Origin of the sequence: Photobacterium kishitanii (assembly GCF_000613045.3) — a bacterium.
GTDB lineage: Bacteria > Pseudomonadota > Gammaproteobacteria > Enterobacterales > Vibrionaceae > Photobacterium > Photobacterium kishitanii.
Genome location: NZ_LN794352.1, coordinates 975,391 through 994,220, shown reverse-complemented (window position 1 = coordinate 994,220; position 18,830 = coordinate 975,391). Strand labels below are relative to the sequence as shown.

Below are 18,830 nucleotides of genomic sequence, written 5' to 3'. Positions count from 1 at the left end.
CCACTATCTTCCTTATTATTTATTCCAAGCACTATGAATCAAGCGACCAGTCTGGTTATAGATCCCGACCTGTTCGATGTAGTGGTGAAAATCACGGTTCTCCGCGACAATCCTATTAGCCGACTGCCAATCCACGTTATTGCGTTCTTGAGCTGGAATGAGAATTTGGCTATCAAAAAGTGACTCGGTGTCGAGAATAAGCACACCAATGCCATGTAAGCTTGATAACATTTGGAGTTCTGCTTCGACATCACTGTTTAAGCCAGTTGCAACTAAATAACCAAAGTTTGCCCAGCTAGAATTTGAAACGGCTTGAAAGAAGTATTTGCGCACGTTTCCTTTAGTAAGGTGTTTTTTGACTTCAAACGACCATAAACGAACCGAGCTATGATTGCCGCTACGTACACAACTGCGCACTATTTCGTCCCAACCTTGGTCGAGAGGCTCAAGTGCCACCACATCAGGATGCAACCAATGGTTGCCGCCATTTCCATGTGAGTTTTTCGACTTTCGTTCATCAATGCGTTGACAATACAGCCCAAGATCTTTATTCAAAAATTCGATTAACAATGGATACAAATCATATTCATTGAAGTTTTGAACAACGAGAGGCGAATTCACTTCTGGAATATCAGCATCTTCACTATCCGTCAATAAGCAGACCGTGTCCAGCTCAGGATTATCATTCCAAAAATAAATACGAGGTCTCGGTTTATCCCGTGTTGCCACATTCGGACAAACTTTTTTTGCTGCAACTGTGCGTTCACCACCTATTTCTGCCGCAAGTTGTGCGATTAACTTTTCAGTGGTGTCATATCTTGGGTTAGTTTGCTTTTCTGCCATCTCGGTTGGATAGTGTTCAATGAATACTTTAGCTAAATCCCGAGCAGTAAATTTTTGCTCAGGATGCGCCTTAAGCGTTTCTATAATCATTTCTACTCGGGTAGCCATTAGATTGCCTCAACCAACTCTTCGCTTGTCCCTAACTCGATTTCGCCGGAAAGCAATTTAGGAAGCAAGGTGTCTCGTAGTTCTGATAACGTTGTATTCTCTAGTTGATTCGCCAACATTTTCTCCATTAAACCACCTACGGTTTTGTGAAATGCTTCAAGCACATCAGCCGTTGGGCGAACTAGAGCCACCTTAGAAAAGGTACTTGTGTTCATGTTTAATGTTGCGCTACCACCACTAGCCAAATCATGGAAGTGTTTATTCAAACCCTTGAATTTAAAAAGTAGGTAGTAGAGCGAGTTCTGATCGTAAGGAACAACAGAGTTAATTTGTTGATTTGTATGGCTTGGTTTCGTTGTTATAAAAACTTGTCCAACAGTAGCAATACAGCTCACACAGATACTATTTTCTGGTATACGTTTCTTCGGTTGTGATTCATCCCCAGCCTTCGTCAATGTATCCGAAGTTTCAGTGATAAATACCTTGCCATGCGTATCAGGAATCTTGATAAATGGAACATCACCACCGTAAAAATCAGCATTTTTCTTTGATGGTGTTTTTCCACAGATAACGTTACCAAAATCTTTAATTGACTCGATATTCCAACCATCAGGAATCAAGCCTAACTCAGACTCAACGAGCTTTTCTGGGAATAGCGAGGCAGTCACCGTATCCATACCCTCTGGTTGCTCACCATTCATCTTGGCTTTGACTGGATCGAAATCGACAAACCACGACTTGAAGATCGCTTGCGCCATTTGCTCTAATGATTGGTTTATCGAGGTATTAATAGCAACTTTATCATCAATACTAATCGCTTGTTTCGCGATTAAAGATTGCTCATTAAGTGGAGGGACTGGCACTTCAAGTTTTGCTAAATCTGACCCTGTAATACCAGATACAGCCACTTGCCTTAGGATTGTTCCTAATAACCACTTACCAAATGGAGAGTTAAATAGATAATAGAAATACTCTGGATCAGCCTTAGTCTGATCTAGTCTAGCTCTAATGATGGATGACTCAAATCCAGTTGGTTCACTTAGTTTCCTTATTATTGAACATTTACCTGCACCCTCAGCAGTAAGAGAGCGTCGTGCAAAAATCAAATCGCCACAAACCAACTGGTTTTTATCCAATTCTTTTTCTGTCAGCTCTACTCTTTTAAGTTCACAAGAACCATCAAAGCGCGGATATCCAAAAAGCTCCCCCATATTTATAATGGGAGTCCCTCTACCATGAAACTCCTTCTTTTTGTATATTCCGTTCCTTAAAGGCTCCGATAATAAACTTTCAAACGGAAGCCATTTCCAGTGATGTGGGATTTTAGATCTCATAACCCAACCCCGCTAGGTTGTTCTTGATCTCAGCCTCTAGCGTTGCTGATTCTGCAAACTGCTCGCTCAATTTAGTCGTTAGCGTTGCCATTTTCTCGCCAAATGGAATGCCATCGTCTAGCTCTTCAGTCGCACCTACATAACGCCCCGGAGTTAGCACAAAATCGTGTTTAGTGATTTCTGCTAGCGTTGCTGATTTACAAAAACCAGCTTGGTCTTCATAAGCGATACCATTTACTTCAGCGCCTGTTTTCCATGCATGGTAAAGGTCTGCTACTTTCTCGATATCATCACGAGTAAAGTCACGTAATACACGGTCTTTCATGTAACCCAAGTTACGTGCATCAATAAACAGCACTTCACCTTTGCGATCACGTAGTTTACGACCAGCTTTATCTGTGCGCGCAGTTTTGTTCTTAGTTAGGAACCAAATACACGCGGGGATCTGGGTGTTGGTAAACAGTTGACCCGGTAGTGCCACCATACATTCAATCAAATCATTCTCGATTAATGCCTGACGGATAGTACCTTCGTTGTTGGTACTTGAACTCATTGAACCATTAGCTAATAACAGCGCTTGAGAGCCATCAGCAGACAGGTGATGAAGCATGTGCTGCATCCACGCAAAGTTAGCGTTACCTGCTGGCGGTTGACCGTATTTGAAACGTGGATCGTTATCATCAACGCCCGTATTCCACTCTTTCATGTTGAATGGTGGGTTAGCCATGATGAAGTCAGCACGTAAATCAGGATGCTGAACGTTGGTATAAGTGCTTGCTGGCTCTTTACCGAAATCGTAATCCAAACCACGGATCGCCATGTTCATCGCAGCAAGTTGCCATGTGGTGTGGTTGTATTCCTGACCGTAGATAGAGATCTTTTGCTTTTGAGTGATTGGATCAATCTCGTTTTTACCCGCGTAACGCTCGATAAATTTGTCTGATTGAACAAAGAAACCACCAGAACCCATCGCAGGGTCATACACACGACCTTCAAATGGTTCAATCATTTCAACGATAAGCGTTACGATAGAGGCTGGCGTGTAGAACTGACCACCTTTTTTACCTTCAGCCAGTGCAAATTGACCCAGCATGTATTCATATACGTGACCAAGGATATCTTTACTGTTTAGATCAGCATGAACAAACGGAATAGTCGCAATTAAGTTGATTAGCTCATTTAACTTAGCTTGGTCAATTTGTAAGCCAGAGTATGACTTGTTAAGTGCACCTTTAATCTTTGTATTATCACGCTCAATAGCCTCAAGCGCGTTATCGATTAAGTGACCTACAGAGGTGATCTTCTTAGTTTTCCCACCAATATCGAGATCGGCACCACCAATAACAACAGGGCCATTGTCTTGCAAGAACTGCCAACGTGACTCAATTGGTAACCAGAACACGTTTTTCTCAGTGTAATAATCACGTTGCTCAAGCTCGATAGCTATTTCTTCTGCTAACGCTTCTTCTGAAAAATCAGCAGGATCTAAATAATATTCATGATCAGGATTAGCTAGGTCAGCTTTGATTTCTTCTTGACGTAATTTGAATGCATCAGAAACGTATTTAACGAAGATTAAGCCAAGTACAGCGTGTTTGTACTGTGAAGCATCAAGCGATGAACGTAGCTTGTCTGCCGCATTCCACAGCTTGCTTTCAAGCTCTTTTAAGAATTGTTGTTCTGTTTGTTTCATGGTGGGTTTCTTAATTACGAAATATTGCGCATATTCTACCAGTAATTACGTAGTTTTCATTATTCTCTGCCTTACTTAATAATGAATTTATGACGTAAGGAGCACATTATGAGTGCTTGGAATAAAGGTAAGCGTGTTGGGCAGAAGAAAGCGTTTAAATTGGAGGATATTTGGCGTATCCGTATTCGCTTAGAACTTGAGGAACGTTTGTTTGAATTAGCTCTGTTTAATCTAGCCATTGACTGTAAATTAAGAGCATGTGATTTACGAAACTTAAAAGTTCAAGACGTTAGTCGTAGTGGTTGCGTGATGTCTCGAACCATTGTTAAACAGCAGAAAACACAGCAAGAAGTTCATTTTGAGATCACACCAAAAACGCAGCAAACACTGTCACAGTGGATCATTCAAAATGCGTTGGCACCAACAGACTTCCTATTTCCAAGCCCACGCCGTGAGGGACAACCGATTTCGTACCATTACTACACCACACTGGTTAATCGTTGGGTGACCGATATTGGGTTAGATAAAACCCAATATGGCACACATTCCCTACGTAGAACGAAAGCTTCTTTGATCTACGCCAAAACCAAGAATCTTCGCGCTATTCAGTTACTTCTGGGTCATGCTAAGCTCGAAAGCACGATTGAATACCTTGGTGTTGAGATTGAAGATGCACTAAGGATTTCAGAGAGTTGTGAGACGTGAGGAACAACCATGCAATGCCCTGAATGTGAGAACCACTTTGGTTGGGATTGGACTGAAGATGAATGCATTGAGCCAAATGAAGAATTTGATTGCCCAAGTTGTGGTGTGACACTGCGTTATACCATTGATGAGGGCACCTATTATGGCGCTCAGCACAAGACCGTTGAGGTTGTTGATAATTGATACGAACAGTTGAACGCCAAGCCTCACCTAATTAGCCAATTTGAAAGAGAATTTAAATGCAAGAACATCAGCAAAAAATCTACGCTCTCAGAAAGCGTATAGTTGCAATCGAAGGGTTTGACCAAGCAGATTGGGTCACTATTGGAGATGCAACTGATTGCCAGCACATAATTGAACGCCATCCTCGCTTACTGCGAGCACTGAGTTTTGGTGATTCTGACTATCCTGCTGCTGTAGGTAACGTTCTGAAAAGTATGTTTACCTATCATAGGGATTCTCTTGATGATATATCGAACTTCTTAGATAGGAACTACCCGTTAACAAACAACGTGTCAGTTTCTACAGCTCCAACAGAGTCAACAAAGTCTATTGTTTTTACTCCAAATATTTTTCAAATACCGGGCACTGAAGTTGAAAATGATCTAGTGTCAATAATGATGCCATTTGCTGGTTTTGACGATGTTCACCAAGGTATTGTTCGAGCATGTAAACAGGCAGGTTACCGCTGTCAGAGAGCTGATGACATTTGGGAAAATTCGACAATTCTTCAAGACATCTTTTCCTTAATCTATCGCTCTAAGATTGTCATTGCCGACTTCTCTGGACGTAATCCTAATGTGATGTACGAGGTCGGAATTGCACACACTTTAGGCAAGATAGTAATACCTATCAGCCAAACATTAGAGCATATCCCGTCAGATCTTCACGGACACAGAATTCAAACATATTTAAAAAATGGGGAAGGTATAGATAAATTAGAAACAGCTTTAGTAGCTAAGTTAAAAATTATCTAAACAAAACAATCTAGAGAGCGCCGAATACCCTAAGGCGCTTTTGTCCCAAACTTATTCTAGGTTCGTTATTAAGCTTTCTAATTCAGAAATACTTTTACCTTCATATCTGGTGTATAACTGCTTCGTATTAATTGATGCATTTGAGGTATTGTTTATACCTGCAACAGACTTGTAATTACATATTTTCGCAATAACATTACCAACCTCAAGTCCAGACTTTTGAGAAATTTCACGAGAAAGTTCACTTTGCTTTCCTCTAGGAAAACCTAATTGTTCCAACTTTTTTAATGCTAGTAAGCAACGTAATTCGTTAAGTTCATTCCAAAGAGAGGTTTCACGGTAAGACATAGGAGTCTCCTTGTTTTTTATTAAATGCAGTTCATTGAGTCGCTTTTTGTCCCAAAACGAGCGAGTCATTTTGGCTAGCTTATGTCTTGGCAACTTATATATTATGGCTAGCTTACTGATATCTGTATTGGAATTGAGATTAGTCTCACTTTTCTTTTAAATCACGCGCGCATTCCCGGCAGCCCTATTCTTGTAGGATGGAGCTCAGTTTCGTTCATCTGTTCCAATTAGGCAATGTGGCTAATTTCGGTTATTGCGGTAATAGCCAGTAGCCCTTGTTCGTTAAATTTGCTTTATTCCATTTATTGGAGTAATTACCTGTGGCACAGAATAACTACTTAAACTGATGGAAGTACATACAGAACGTTTGAAGTTTTTGAGTGGAGTATCATTTTTGTCTAGAAAGTTAGACTAAAATCACTTCGATTCGCTAATGTGCCATTAACTAAGTTATACGGATAACAATAATGAATATTCAAAATTTGAAGATTCACAATTTCAGAAGTATTTCAAAGCTTGACTTGAGCTTGGACACTGAAAACAGAGTTGTGTGTTTTGTTGGTGAGAATGGGAGTGCTAAGACGTCGGTTTTGAGTCTTATTGCAGAGGCGGTAGTATCTCAGACAAAATTAACGTTTCCTAACTTTAAGCCAAACGATGGCAAAAGATATCGATCGCTTAATACCTCTGAAATAAATATAGCCAGCAGTTTTTATTCGGTAGAGCTACACTATTCAAGCATAGACAACCGCTCTTACCAGTTTAAAAAACTTTTAGGGCGTCAGAAAAACCTTCCTATAACTGAATATCAGGAAATAATTCAGGGGATAAACTTAACTAGAGAACATTATTCAGAATACTCGAATCTATCTAGCTTAGAGGCTAGTCAGGATTATCTTGTATCAAATGTATTTCTTATCAGGCCAAGCATAAGATACGAGATGGATGGCTTGGAAGTTTCTAAAATTGGTACTAAAACACCTGAGTATTCTGTACGTGAGCGATATTTAAATGAAATGCCATATCCGTTTACAGTAGCGCATATAGGCGAAAGCATTCAGTCAATCGTTCTTGACATGATTATCGATGCAACAATTGGTTATGAAGATGCTGGTAAGGCTTTCAATGCAATTACTCTTATATTAAACAGAATTACAGGCAAGGAATTCGGTCAATTACAGGTATCACAGTCACCTTATAGAGAGGTTGTGTCTTCAAGTATGGGGCCAATAAGAACCTTCTCTCAAGGTGAGCTCGATCTACTTGTTACAGTGTCTTCGATTCTTTCTAGGCAAATATTTCATTTTAAAAGTTATACCGAGGACCAAAAGAGAAATTTAGGATTAAATAGTTTATTTGATGTCCCCGGTATCGTTTTGGTTGATGAGATAGATCTACATCTTCACCCAAGAGCCCAAGAAAATTACATAAAAAGACTCACAGAAATATTTCCTAATATTCAATTTATTATTACCACTCATAGTCCCTTTGTGGTTCGAGGGCTTCCAAAACATTCAAAAGTTGTCAATTTACCATCAGGTAGAGTATTTGAAGAGAACTTCGAAGCAATGGATATCGATAGCATTACCAATATCATTTTTGGCTACGATGGTGGTTTTTCCGAAGTAGTAAAAGATAAGCTAAGTCAGTTTAAGAAAGCGCTAGTGTCAGAAGAGCCGAATATTCATTTTTTGCAACAGTTATATCGTGAGTTAGCTTCATCAGACTCAGCAAAAGAGGAATTGGTGTTATATCTTGCTTCGTATGCCGATGAGGAGTTAATTAGTATAGTAAAAGGGGGGGAAGATGCGGAAAGTCGATAGAGCCTCTGTTCCTATTCCAAATAGGCTGCAAAATCTGACGGACGATAATTTATCCCATTTAGAAAACTATAAACAGATTAGCGGGAGCATCTACGGTCATCAAGATGTCAAAGATAGCTTACAAATGCTATATTTTGAAAAGTGCTATATCTGTGAGGGCGATATCAGTTCTGGTGATTATGACGTTGAGCACTATCTTCCTAAAAAGCATTTTCCACAACTAGGCTACACTTGGCAAAATCTTCACAAAGCATGTGCTGGCTGCAATTTAGCAAAAGAAAATAAGAGCTTTTTCGTTACTGATGAGGAAGGTAATGTAACTGATATCAAATTGCTAGATCCATCAAGTGAGAACTATGATGTCGCTGATTATGTATGTTTTGATATAGACTCAAAGGCAGAACTAGTAAGTCGTGGTACAAATCCGACCGTTATTATGAAAGCTCAAAATACAGTTCATTACTTAAATGGTAACTATAAATCTGATTACGGAAAAGAACTTTGCTACTTGCGAAGTAATAAGACGTCTGGCTTTCTTCGTTTCTGTAGCAACAATCTAGTTGAACACCGAAATAGACTAAGACAAATTAAGCTTACTATCGAAAATTATCAAATTCCAGAAGACTCTGAGCTGCTAGAAATGGATCAAAATATCTGTCAAAGCCTTATAAATGCTGATAATCATTACTTATCTGATAAAGCGCCATTTAGCACTTCTACCAGAGTTCAACTATTCCCTACGTTAAAGATAACTTATGCTGAATTGGTAAGGATAAAGAATCATATGAAGCAGATTCTTGGTATGTAAATATGAAGGGGACTAAAGCCCCTTTTATTTATGGTAATGGTTGTTATTAGATCATTAACACCTAACAAGCTTTTGTCCCTTACTTAACATTAGAAGTTCTCACTAGATAGCCTCTCAAGTAATTCATTCTGTCCACTAAGCCGCACGCAATGTATCCATTGGCTACCAACAATAGCGAAGACCACAACAGCACAGCCATCATTGATAAAGTCTTCATCGGGTATATATTGTGCTTTGAGATTTCCGGAAGAAAAGGAGATGCTAGGGTCTATTCCATGAATAGCGTATTTCCTTAAAAGCTTTTTTGCGTCACTTAAATCAACCAAAAGGTCTTCCACGCAACACCAGCGGTCACCTTGATGAAAATAATGATTGTCTTGTGCTGTAGGGGTTGTGATTAGCCTCTCGATGAATCGATGATCAAGGGCGTCATTCGCTAATGTTTCCAAAAATTCAATAAAAGTCATAACTTCCCCAAATACAATCTCAAAAAAGATACACACTGCCTAGTATGGAGATATAGTGGATTGTAAGTAAAGGAGTTTGTACCACACGCACTGAATTGCTTTTGACCGAGAGCATTTTATTACTTGTTTTTTGGTCGTATATTACTAGATCATAAATAATACTTAATCATCTAAATAATAATGAAAATAATATCTAACATAACTGGTTCTCACCATTATGAGTTACAAAAATTACTCACCAAAGGCGGAGATCGACTACTGATAACGTCTCCATTCTTAGCATCTAATATAACTGAGTTTCTAGCTAGTTTTAACTTCAAAGGTATAAAGTGCATAGAGTTAGTAACCACATTTAAAGCAAACAACCCAGAGCAGCTAACTAAACCGAAACAGTTATTAGATTTCCTTGAGTATTTCCACGTAAATCTTCCAACAGTAAAAGTAAAGGTACACATCGATAACAGTCTTCACGGAAAACTCTATATCGTTACCAACTCCCAAGAGCATCAAGCAATAATAACATCAGCTAATTTCACGAATAACGGTCTAAAGCACAACCATGAATGGGGTTTACTATCTGACCATAGCGAACACTTAATCAACCTTATTGATGAGATCTACGAAGCAATCGAGTATAGAGAGTTAACACTAACTCAACTAAGAAAAGCAGTAATATTTGCCGAACATTATCAGTCTTCCAATGTATGGGAAACGAATCAGCCTCAAGCGGATATTGATATACTGCCACGAGTTTACTCATCTGAATGTGAAGTAGACAAGGAACCTCTTTACTTTCTAAAGCCTATTGGTACGAGTGAAGATCCAATACTCGTTGAAGATCGTCATGACTTCTCTGATCTCCACCAAAACTTACACTTTTCCAAGAAAAAGCCTAAAGGCGTAACAAAAGGCGATATAGTTATTACAACAGGAGTTGGGTCCGGTTCTTTACTTAGTTACTTTAAAGTCACAGGAAGTTTATTTGAGGTTACTGAGGAAGAAATAAAACAAGAGTCATGGAAAGAACGATGGCCTTGGTATATGGAAGGACAAAATCGTAGTTGCTCTTTTGGCAGTTCTTGGTGGGAATATGATATTAAGCGTAATGATGTATTAGAAGAATTCCGACAATTATACCCGGACACACCAGTAACCACATCAGGAAACTTTAGCCTTGGCACACTTAATTTTGGCAACGATAAGGTACAGATAACCAAAGAATTTGGAGAGTTTCTAATTAACAAAATAGAGACCTGTATAGAGCAATCATCTTAAGTCGCTTTTGTCCCAAAGCCTGTCACATAAACAGATTGCATTACTTGCCCATGTCTTGATATTAAGTGTTGGTAAAGGGATTCACTAGTAATTCCTTCTACATCTGGTTTTATTCGAACAATAGCAAATACTTACTTATAAGTACCAATGGGAAATTTACAAAAATTCAACTCATTGATATTTAGGTGAATTATAATGGTTAAATTCCCGATAACTTATTCATAAGTACTTAATAACGCTGCCAGCATTATTCACCGATGGAAGATCTTTGAGTCAAGAGTATATCCCTTGGACTTTTCCCTCGCCATTTTGCTACGTAAAAAGTAAATGGATGCTCTCAAGCGTAAGCAGATATCAGGCATTTCAACTAAACAAACAGAAGCTAGATGTAAGAGGCGAGATATAAACGGTAATTATGGTTGAGAGAGTCATTTTGCGTGGTTAATATGATGAAGATTAAACGCTTTTAGATACTAAAATACACCAGTAACCACATTAGTAAATTTCATCCTTAGTACGCTTAATTTTAAATTATTTACCGTCTAATTACATTTCACACCACGGATCTCAGGTAAAAGCTCACTTAAAGGACAATCCAATGCTGCTGCTAATGCGTATACTTTATCTAAGGTTAATTTGTTTTTTCCGCGTTCAACTCTACTCAAATAACTTCTGTCCAAGTTAGCCATAGCGCATAAATCTTCTTGTTTAATGTTCCTTTTTAACCGAGCCATCTTTAAATTCAGACCAAAAAGTTTCGCTAAATCATCCTCTAACACTGCATACAACCTTTTTAGCAAAAGCTTGTATGATCCCACGTTGTTAAGATTTACTGTATAGCGTATAATCCCCTTAATTGGCATATAATCCTCAAAGATGATATTGTATCTCTCACTTGATAACGAGTTTGGTTAGTAATGATTAATAAATTTGTAGGTCACATAATATCTCTTAGTAATATTAACTATTTTTCGGCGGTAGAAATCAGAACCGCATACATAGCAATTAAACGAAATGAACAATTAGACGCTTCAGAAGTAAGACGTTTTGTTTATGAAGAACTATTAAAACTTGTTAATAAAGGCTGGTTAAGAACTCGAAAATCAAAGAAGAAATCAATCACTCGGTATATTAAAACAGATTTATTTGATCGTGATTATTTCTTAAATCCACTTGAATTCGATTGTGGTGCAACCGCTAGCAAAACTATTCCATGCGATATACAGCAGACATTTACAATGCGAATCAATCAATACAACAGTGAGCTTTTAGAAGGTTTGGGGGCCATAAAGGAATATGATGCACTCAAAGAAATCAATCCCAAATTACATGCATCATTTAAGCAGCGATATTTATCATTAGAAGAAAATAATCATATTTTAAAAGGCAAAATTACAGCCCTCAATGAATTTATCGCATCAGATAAATGAAAATATATTAGCTTGTTCTAAATGGTGATAAGTATCAATAAACAAGTTATCGGGAATTTTTAAGTTTGTGTTAATTAAACATCAATAACTTAGTTATAAATAATTTACCGTTAACTACTTACAAAGCCTAATACTGGTTAAGAATCTTTTATCTTTCATAACAAAGTACTTTTCCATGAATTCAAATATCATTAAAAGACAGCTAAAAATATTACAAGAACTCACAAAACAGGAATCAAACGGCTTTTTTGGTGACCGAAGATATCAGGAGTTAATCAGTCTGAGTCACCAACTTCAGGCCGCAGATAATAAAACGGTATTCACATTGAACACCATTAAAAATTTAATTATTAGTGCACTTATCAGAAAAAGTAAATTATCAAGCTCTAATTCATTGACATTTTAATAAACACAAACTAAAAAAACCCTCTATAACTTATTTATTAGTACTTAGCTCAGATTATAAATATTGAAATAAACAATAAAGCATGTTGAAATTTAATTGTTCTGGCTGGCGCTGTTCTTTAACGCACAGCCAGCTAAAATTATTATTTTTTTACTACTCTAGGTTTAGCTTTTCTTTGATATACCTTTTTACTCGTTTGAGTTGGTAACCCAATAAAATTGATATTTTTAACCTCATCAATAAGCAGTTCTAAGCTTCCTTTAACACCATCTATAAATGATTGATAGCTCATAGATCTCATAGAGATAGATTCTAGCTGAGACTCCCACATAGCGGTCATATCAGGTTGAGATATTTGCAAAGGGAGCGCTGTTATTAATTTCACCCCCACATCACTTGCATGTATCTCTTTGCCTTTTCTTATTAAATATTCACGCTTAAACAAAAGTTCAATAATACCAGCCCTCGTTGCCTCCGTGCCCAAACCATCAGTTTCTCTTAATGCTTTTTTGATTTCAACATCAGTAACAAATCTAGCAATACCTGTTAATGCTCCTAATAACGTAGCATCAGTAAAGTTCTTAGGTGCTGATGTGTTTTTTTCAATTAAATCCCCACTCAAACACTGAACTAAATCTCCTACTTTAACTTCGGGTAAATTAACAACCGAGAACTCAGATTGATTTTTACTTTTACTTGATGAAGGAAATAAATTTTTCCATCCATTATTTATAATATCTTTTTGTTTACTAATAAAAAGACCTGAAGATATTTCAGTGTTAATTTGTTTATCCAAAAATTCAAAAGTAGGATAAAATTGTGCTATATATTGACGAGCAACTAGTTCATAAACTTTTTCTTCGTCTACTGACAATACACCTGTCGGTTTATTTTTTGATGTCGGAATAATTGCATGGTGCGCACCAACCTTATTATCATTCCATACCCTACTTTTCATTTTCAAATCAGCATGTTTAAGCATATCGGCGGATTTTCTTGATACAGCACTAATGGCCTTAGTAACAGCTAGAACATCATTTAAATGTTCTTTAGGTAAATACTGACAATCTGATCTTGGGTAAGTGATCAGTTTATGTTTTTCATAAAGCTGCTGACAGATATCAAGAACCTTTTGTGCACTCATACCATAAGCTTTAGCCGCTGCAATTTGTAAGTCAGATAAGCTGTATAATAGAGGGGCCGGTTGTTGTTTTTTATTCTGAGTAACTTTGACAACCTTCCCTGATTGGCCATTTATACGTTCAATAACCTTCATGGCTAACTCCCTCAATACAACTCTATTCTCGTCATCCATATATGGCAGACAAGCTTCACTAGGCTTCCACTTTCCTTTATATTTTTCACCACTGTTTGTTTCTAAATTCGCGATGACTTCATAAAATGGTTTAGACATGAAGTTTTTTATTTCAAGATCTCGATTAACCACTAATCCTAATATTGGCGTTTGCACACGACCAATAGACAGAACACCTTGATAACCTGATTTTTGTCCTTGTAACGTACAAAGCCGAGTCATATTTAATCCATATAACCAATCAGCTCTTGCTCTTGCGAGAGCTGATATCGCCAATGGAATATAATCTCGATTCGGTTTCAAGTTATTTACAGCTTTTTTAACCGCAGCTATATTCATATCGCTAATGAGACAGCGCTGAGCATTCGCAATCTTCGATTTAGAAGCCCCACAATAAGCAACAACCTCGTCAACCAAAATTTGACCTTCACGATCAATATCACCTGCATTAACAATTGTAGTAGCTTGTTTAACTAGCTTTTTAATAACAGCAAGCTGTTTTTTGGTTTTTGTCTTAGGTTTTAACTGCCATTGACTAGGTATAATAGGTAAATGTTCAATCGTCCATTTTTTATATTTTTCATCATATACTTCTGGCTCAGCCTGTTCCAACAGGTGCCCCACACACCAAGTAACAATATCACCATTACCAGCTTCAATATAACCATCATTAGTTTTAAGTGGTTTTGGAAGAGCTTCAGCTAAAGCTCTTGCTAAACTAGGTTTTTCTGCAATAAATAGTTTCATGATGACAGTCCTCTGAAGTCATTGACATTAAGAGGGCTGAAATATAAAAAATTATGATCCCTCCTTATAAAAAGAGTTATTCGTTTGATGGCTGAACAGTCAAGAGTGATCAATATTGAGTCAATAAAACACCTTAATTTTGTCAAACATCTACCCATTTTTACACTGTCAAATAGTTTACAAGAATAACAATCTAAGTCATTTGAATTATAAGTAATAAATATATTGTCAAACTGTTGACAATTAATTGTTACCGCATCAGGATCGCCTGCATGTACCACTGAGGTCGCCGTTTTTGCTAATTTTTTGATTACTGCCAATTGTTGCTTTGCGGCTTTACGGGGAATTAATTGCCATTGCTGAGGCACAATAGGTAAATCTTCTAAGTGCCATTTTTTATAACGAGCATCATAAGCATCAGGTTCGACTTGCTCTAACAAATGGCCAATACACCAAGTAACAATATCGCCATTACCTACTTCAATATAGCCAGTATTATTTTTATGTGGACGAGGTAGCACAGCCGCAATTGCTCGACCTAAGCTTGGTTTTTCAGCTATATATAAGCAGCTCATGGGGATCTTTATCTGAAATAATTAATGCTATGACTGTACCGAAAACTGATGCTAACGGCAAGATTACACTGGATATAAAACCAGTAATGATGGCGTATAATTGCTCACACTTAACAATCAGGTTACCATTATAGACTGTATTGAATACTAAACATTAGAGGTTAAATGATTAATAAACATCAAATAATTAGCCTAATCGTTATACTTTCATTGGTTACCATTGGATATAAATTCTTTTATAATCAATCTGATAAAGTAAAACCACCGATTACTATTACTAAACCTGATTTTAATAAAATTATCGATACCAATGATAAGAAAACCGCTTTTTTCGCTTACTTATCGCCTTATATTGATTACATTAATCGCCAGATCTTGGCGGATCGACAACAGCTCCTCACCCTTGCCAATGATCCATCCAAGATCAATCCGAATAGCAAATTGATCCAACGTTTAGTCTCCCAATATCAATGGCCAATACCTAAAACAGGAATAAATAACGCATGGTTATCACAACTATTGCAACGAGTTAATATACTTCCACTACCAATGGTACTTGCTCAGGCGGCAATGGAATCATCATGGGGGACTTCGCGTTTTGCCACAGCAGGTAATAGCTACTTTGGTCAATGGTGCTTTACCAAAGGCTGCGGTATTGTTCCGCTTAAACCTGATCCTCAAAATTATCATGAGGTGCAAAAATTCCCATCAACTCAAGCTGCGATACAAGCCTATTTTGATAATATCAATACCAACCAAGCTTATGCTGGCTTACGTGCCACACGCGCAAAACTCCAGCAACAACAGCAGCCAATCAGCGCGCAATCTTTAGTACAGGGCTTAGACCAATATTCACAGATTGGCCATCAATATATTCGCCAGTTACTTGAACTGATTAAGACGAATAAACAGTTTATGCCACAGCAATATTTTACACATAACGAACCATAATCAACAAAAAAGCCGATTTAACAATCACTGTTAAATCGGCTTTTTTATTTAGACGGGTATTATAATAACCCCATGATCCATTACTCTATTATCGAGCAGCTAACCACGCTTGTACTTGGTGGTAATCACCTCTAAATACAATTCGATCAGCTTTTTTATCTAATTGATAAGTATACATAGGATCATAATACTGCTCTAATAACGGTGCTAACCAAGCATCATGCTCAACTAATGAACCGCTAGCTTGCATCATTTTCACTGCATGTTGCTGCGCTTTAAGCATCACTTCATAACGTTCAAAACCGAGACGTTTACGAATATTAAACATGCCCTTTTCTAAATACTCAGCAAATAAAATCCAACCCTGTTCCTCACCATAATGAGCCACATAATCGCGTTGCATCTTAATCACATAATCATCCAATAGACGCGCTAAACGCACATCAACAGGATCATCAATCACGGCAATATCTGCTTCTTGCATGGCTCGGTTAATAGAGAGAGGTACAGTTGCACAACCAATATTTTTACCTTCATCTTCAAACACAAAGTGTTCAATACCACGATCTAATTTCTTGAGCATTTGAATAGCAAGATCATTTTCAAATGCAATCTGAGTTCGCTGCGGTGTTACATAACGACCAAATGATGAACCTCGATGGTGAGCGGCACCTTCTAGATCGAGGCCATTAGCAAGTACGTTAACCATAATGGTTTTACCGCTACCTGTATTACCAGCAACAATTGACATTGGCTTAGTGGCAACATCATCAATCGTATCGACTAAATAACGACGTAATGCTTTATATCCACCAGTAATAAACGGATAATCAATTCCCGCTTCTTTTAACCACTGCTGAGTAACTTGTGAACGCAAACCACCACGGAAACAATATAAATAACCATTAGGATTAGCTTCACAAAATGCTTTCCATTGCGCTACACGCTCTGCTTTTATTTCGCCATTTACCAACGAGTTCCCTAATTCGATCGCAGCTGCTTGACCTTTATTTTTATAGCAAGTACCTACAGCAGCGCGCTCATCATCGGTCATTAATGGCTGACTCGTTGATGTAGGGAAAGCACCTTGTTGAAACTCAATCGGTGCTCGCATATCCATTAATGGCGTATCATTGACAAACAAAGAACGAAAATCATCGCAATTGGGACGTTGCATTAACAAACCTCAATAAAGGTATCGCCATCCATCGGCACAAGTTCACCAATCGCTTCCAGCAAAATGTTATGTTTTTTAGCAATAGCTTGTACTTCGGCATCACTACTTGGATCAACCGCTAATAATAAGCCGCCAGATGTTTGAGGATCGCACAATAAGGCTTTTTGAAGATCAGTCATTTGACCAACTTTATGACCATAGCTCATAAAGTTACGCTCAGTACCACCAGGTACACAACCTTGAGCGATATAATCATACACGCCAGGTAGTGTTGGGATCTTATCAAACCAAATGTTAGCTTTCAGGTTACTACCTTCACAGATCTCAGTTAAGTGACCCATCAAACCAAAACCTGTCACATCAGTTAATGCTTTCACACCTTCAACATCAGCAAAATCTGCACCGGGTTTATTGAGCTTACACATCCAATCACGTGCCAAACCTTTATGCTCATCAGCCAACTTAGATTGTTTTTCAGCTGTAGTTAACACGCCGATACCTAATGGTTTAGTTAGGTATAAATGACAACCTGCTTCTGCACTGTCATTACGCTTAACACGATCAGTACTTACTAACCCTGTTACTGCAAGTCCGAAAATTGGCTCAGGAGCATCAATAGAGTGACCACCAGCAAGAGAAATACCCGCTTCACGGCACACAGAACGGCCACCATCAATAACTTTTTGAGCAATTTCAGGGGCTAAAACATTTACTGGCCAACCTAAAATAGCAATTGCCATAATCGGTTTACCGCCCATAGCATAAATATCACTAATCGCGTTAGTTGCCGCAATACGACCAAAATCAAATGGGTCATCAACAATTGGCATAAAGAAGTCAGTGGTACTGATCACAGCTTGGCCATTACCGATATCATAAACGGCAGCGTCATCTTTACTCTCATTACCAACCAGTAAATTAGGATCAGCAAAAGGTGCTAATTGAGTACGAAGAATAGTATCAAGTACTTGGGGAGAAATTTTACAACCACATCCGGCACCGTGGCTGTATTGTGTTAGGCGAACATTTTCCATGACACGCTCCAAAATATAGAAAGAACCAGCGATTCTACTCCTGCCCTCGACAACTGTCATCTTTCCAACTAAAAAGCCGCTATTTTCCGTTGATACAAATCAACATTGGCAGAAAAAGTCATCAATTTACGACAAAAAAGGTGACGTCATTCACGGTTTAAAACCATAAAACAACTATCACCTTGTATTTTTAACTGCTGATTTACATCTATTTAGACTAAAACACGAGTTAACGTTACATCTGTTGTGATGCTACCGTTACAAATACTCAACGAATTGTGTAAGATCACGCTCATGGACTTTCGCCTCACGACAACCGATCGAACCTAGATATAAAAAGCCAACAATCATATCTTCATCTTTGACACCTAATGCTTCACGCACAACAGGATGATATGCCCAAGAGCCTGTGCGCCAAAAACCAGAATATCCTTGTGCTACCGCCGCCATTTGCATCGCTTGTACAGCACAACCCGCAGAAAGATGTTGTTCGATAACTGGCACTTTATGATCTGATGTTACTTTACTCACAACCGTGATCACCATCGGTGCTCGAAAAGGTGCTTTTGAAGCTTTCTCAATCACAAAATCATCTAAATTATCAGCTTTAGCTGCAGCAACCAGAATATTGGCAAGCTTCGTTAAACTCTCACCTTGAGACACAATAAAACGCCACGGAGTTAAACCGCCATGATCGGGAGCACGTAACCCGGCACGAAAGATATTCTCAAGAACATCCCCTGCTGGTGCAGGCTCTACCAATTTAGGTAATGAGCGACGATTAAGCAGAAGTGATAGCGCGTCCATAACAACC

18 protein-coding genes and 1 pseudogene are annotated in these 18,830 nt (G+C 38.1%); 8 read left to right on the top strand and 11 right to left on the bottom strand.

The window, feature by feature from the left end:
- Positions 1–15 precede the first annotated feature (15 nt).
- From PPBDW_RS04975 to PPBDW_RS04965, 3 genes are read right to left on the bottom strand one after another with little or no spacing between them, the layout of a single operon-like run.
- The gene (locus PPBDW_RS04975; protein ID WP_036793782.1) at positions 16–951 is read right to left on the bottom strand and encodes a COG2958 family protein; all 936 of its coding nucleotides are present in this window, start codon (positions 949–951) and stop codon (positions 16–18) included.
- Positions 951–2,285: a restriction endonuclease subunit S gene (locus tag PPBDW_RS04970; RefSeq protein ID WP_054261987.1), complete on the bottom strand. Its 1,335-nt coding sequence runs from the start codon at positions 2,283–2,285 to the stop codon at positions 951–953. The genes PPBDW_RS04975 and PPBDW_RS04970 overlap by 1 nt, the downstream gene beginning before the upstream one ends.
- On the bottom strand, positions 2,275–3,978 hold the full coding sequence (locus PPBDW_RS04965; protein WP_036793781.1) for a type I restriction-modification system subunit M: 1,704 nt from the start codon (positions 3,976–3,978) through the stop codon (positions 2,275–2,277). The genes PPBDW_RS04970 and PPBDW_RS04965 overlap by 11 nt, the downstream gene beginning before the upstream one ends.
- Positions 3,979–4,086: 108 nt before the next feature.
- Here PPBDW_RS04965 and PPBDW_RS04960 point away from each other — a divergent pair, with 108 nt between their 5' ends.
- Genes PPBDW_RS04960 through PPBDW_RS04950 form a run of 3 tightly spaced genes read left to right on the top strand, consistent with a single transcriptional unit; the run spans position 4,087 to position 5,660 of the window.
- Complete coding sequence (locus PPBDW_RS04960; protein ID WP_036793779.1) at positions 4,087–4,683, top strand: tyrosine-type recombinase/integrase; 597 nt, start codon at positions 4,087–4,089, stop codon at positions 4,681–4,683.
- Positions 4,684–4,692: 9 nt separating this feature from the next.
- The gene (locus PPBDW_RS04955; protein ID WP_181950640.1) at positions 4,693–4,866 is read left to right on the top strand and encodes a hypothetical protein; all 174 of its coding nucleotides are present in this window, start codon (positions 4,693–4,695) and stop codon (positions 4,864–4,866) included.
- 56 nt (positions 4,867–4,922) lie between these two features.
- Positions 4,923–5,660 carry a hypothetical protein gene (locus PPBDW_RS04950; protein ID WP_036793778.1) on the top strand — a complete coding sequence of 246 codons (738 nt, stop codon included), beginning with the start codon at positions 4,923–4,925 and terminating at the stop codon, positions 5,658–5,660.
- Positions 5,661–5,711: 51 nt separating this feature from the next.
- On the opposite strand, the gene PPBDW_RS04945 is transcribed toward PPBDW_RS04950, so the two are convergent.
- Complete coding sequence (locus tag PPBDW_RS04945; protein ID WP_036793777.1) at positions 5,712–6,008, bottom strand: hypothetical protein; 297 nt, start codon at positions 6,006–6,008, stop codon at positions 5,712–5,714.
- A 467-nt stretch (positions 6,009–6,475) separates the two neighbouring features.
- Here PPBDW_RS04945 and PPBDW_RS04940 point away from each other — a divergent pair, with 467 nt between their 5' ends.
- Positions 6,476–7,831 carry an AAA family ATPase gene (locus PPBDW_RS04940; RefSeq protein WP_054261986.1) on the top strand — a complete coding sequence of 452 codons (1,356 nt, stop codon included), beginning with the start codon at positions 6,476–6,478 and terminating at the stop codon, positions 7,829–7,831.
- Positions 7,815–8,639 carry an HNH endonuclease family protein gene (locus PPBDW_RS04935; RefSeq protein ID WP_036793776.1) on the top strand — a complete coding sequence of 275 codons (825 nt, stop codon included), beginning with the start codon at positions 7,815–7,817 and terminating at the stop codon, positions 8,637–8,639. Before PPBDW_RS04940 ends, PPBDW_RS04935 begins: the two co-directional genes overlap by 17 nt.
- Before the next feature lie 89 nt (positions 8,640–8,728).
- On the opposite strand, the gene PPBDW_RS04930 is transcribed toward PPBDW_RS04935, so the two are convergent.
- Positions 8,729–9,106 carry a hypothetical protein gene (locus PPBDW_RS04930; RefSeq protein WP_036793775.1) on the bottom strand — a complete coding sequence of 126 codons (378 nt, stop codon included), beginning with the start codon at positions 9,104–9,106 and terminating at the stop codon, positions 8,729–8,731.
- Between the two features lie 180 nt (positions 9,107–9,286).
- On the opposite strand from PPBDW_RS04930, the gene PPBDW_RS04925 reads away from it, so the two are divergent.
- Positions 9,287–10,381, top strand: a complete 1,095-nt coding sequence (locus PPBDW_RS04925; RefSeq protein ID WP_036793774.1) for a phospholipase D-like domain-containing protein — start codon at positions 9,287–9,289, stop codon at positions 10,379–10,381.
- Between the two features lie 542 nt (positions 10,382–10,923).
- Here PPBDW_RS04925 and PPBDW_RS04920 read toward each other — a convergent pair.
- The gene (locus PPBDW_RS04920) at positions 10,924–11,160 is read right to left on the bottom strand and encodes a helix-turn-helix domain-containing protein (RefSeq protein WP_036796278.1); all 237 of its coding nucleotides are present in this window, start codon (positions 11,158–11,160) and stop codon (positions 10,924–10,926) included.
- Between the two features lie 138 nt (positions 11,161–11,298).
- Here PPBDW_RS04920 and PPBDW_RS04915 point away from each other — a divergent pair, with 138 nt between their 5' ends.
- Positions 11,299–11,811, top strand: coding sequence for a hypothetical protein (locus tag PPBDW_RS04915; protein ID WP_036793771.1), 513 nt, complete (start codon positions 11,299–11,301; stop codon positions 11,809–11,811).
- 548 nt (positions 11,812–12,359) lie between these two features.
- Here the strand turns inward: PPBDW_RS04915 and PPBDW_RS04910 are convergent.
- Complete coding sequence (locus tag PPBDW_RS04910; RefSeq protein WP_201798457.1) at positions 12,360–14,282, bottom strand: DNA topoisomerase III; 1,923 nt, start codon at positions 14,280–14,282, stop codon at positions 12,360–12,362.
- 254 nt (positions 14,283–14,536) lie between these two features.
- A pseudogene (locus PPBDW_RS04905) lies at positions 14,537–14,854 on the bottom strand (toprim domain-containing protein); the annotation flags it as partial.
- 165 nt (positions 14,855–15,019) lie between these two features.
- Between PPBDW_RS04905 and PPBDW_RS04900 the strand changes: the two are divergent.
- Positions 15,020–15,805 (top strand): glucosaminidase domain-containing protein, encoded by a 786-nt coding sequence (locus PPBDW_RS04900; protein ID WP_036793768.1) that lies wholly within the window; start codon positions 15,020–15,022, stop codon positions 15,803–15,805.
- Between the two features lie 88 nt (positions 15,806–15,893).
- On the opposite strand, the gene mnmH is transcribed toward PPBDW_RS04900, so the two are convergent.
- From mnmH to PPBDW_RS04885, 3 genes are all read right to left on the bottom strand, one after another.
- The gene (gene mnmH, locus PPBDW_RS04895; RefSeq protein WP_036793764.1) at positions 15,894–16,982 is read right to left on the bottom strand and encodes a tRNA 2-selenouridine(34) synthase MnmH; all 1,089 of its coding nucleotides are present in this window, start codon (positions 16,980–16,982) and stop codon (positions 15,894–15,896) included.
- Entirely contained in the window at positions 16,982–18,016 is a 1,035-nt protein-coding gene (selD, locus tag PPBDW_RS04890; protein WP_036793762.1) for a selenide, water dikinase SelD, read from the bottom strand. Before selD ends, mnmH begins: the two co-directional genes overlap by 1 nt.
- Before the next feature lie 258 nt (positions 18,017–18,274).
- The gene (locus PPBDW_RS04885; protein ID WP_036793760.1) at positions 18,275–18,823 is read right to left on the bottom strand and encodes an NAD(P)H nitroreductase; all 549 of its coding nucleotides are present in this window, start codon (positions 18,821–18,823) and stop codon (positions 18,275–18,277) included.
- Between the last annotated feature and the right edge of the window lie 7 nt (positions 18,824–18,830).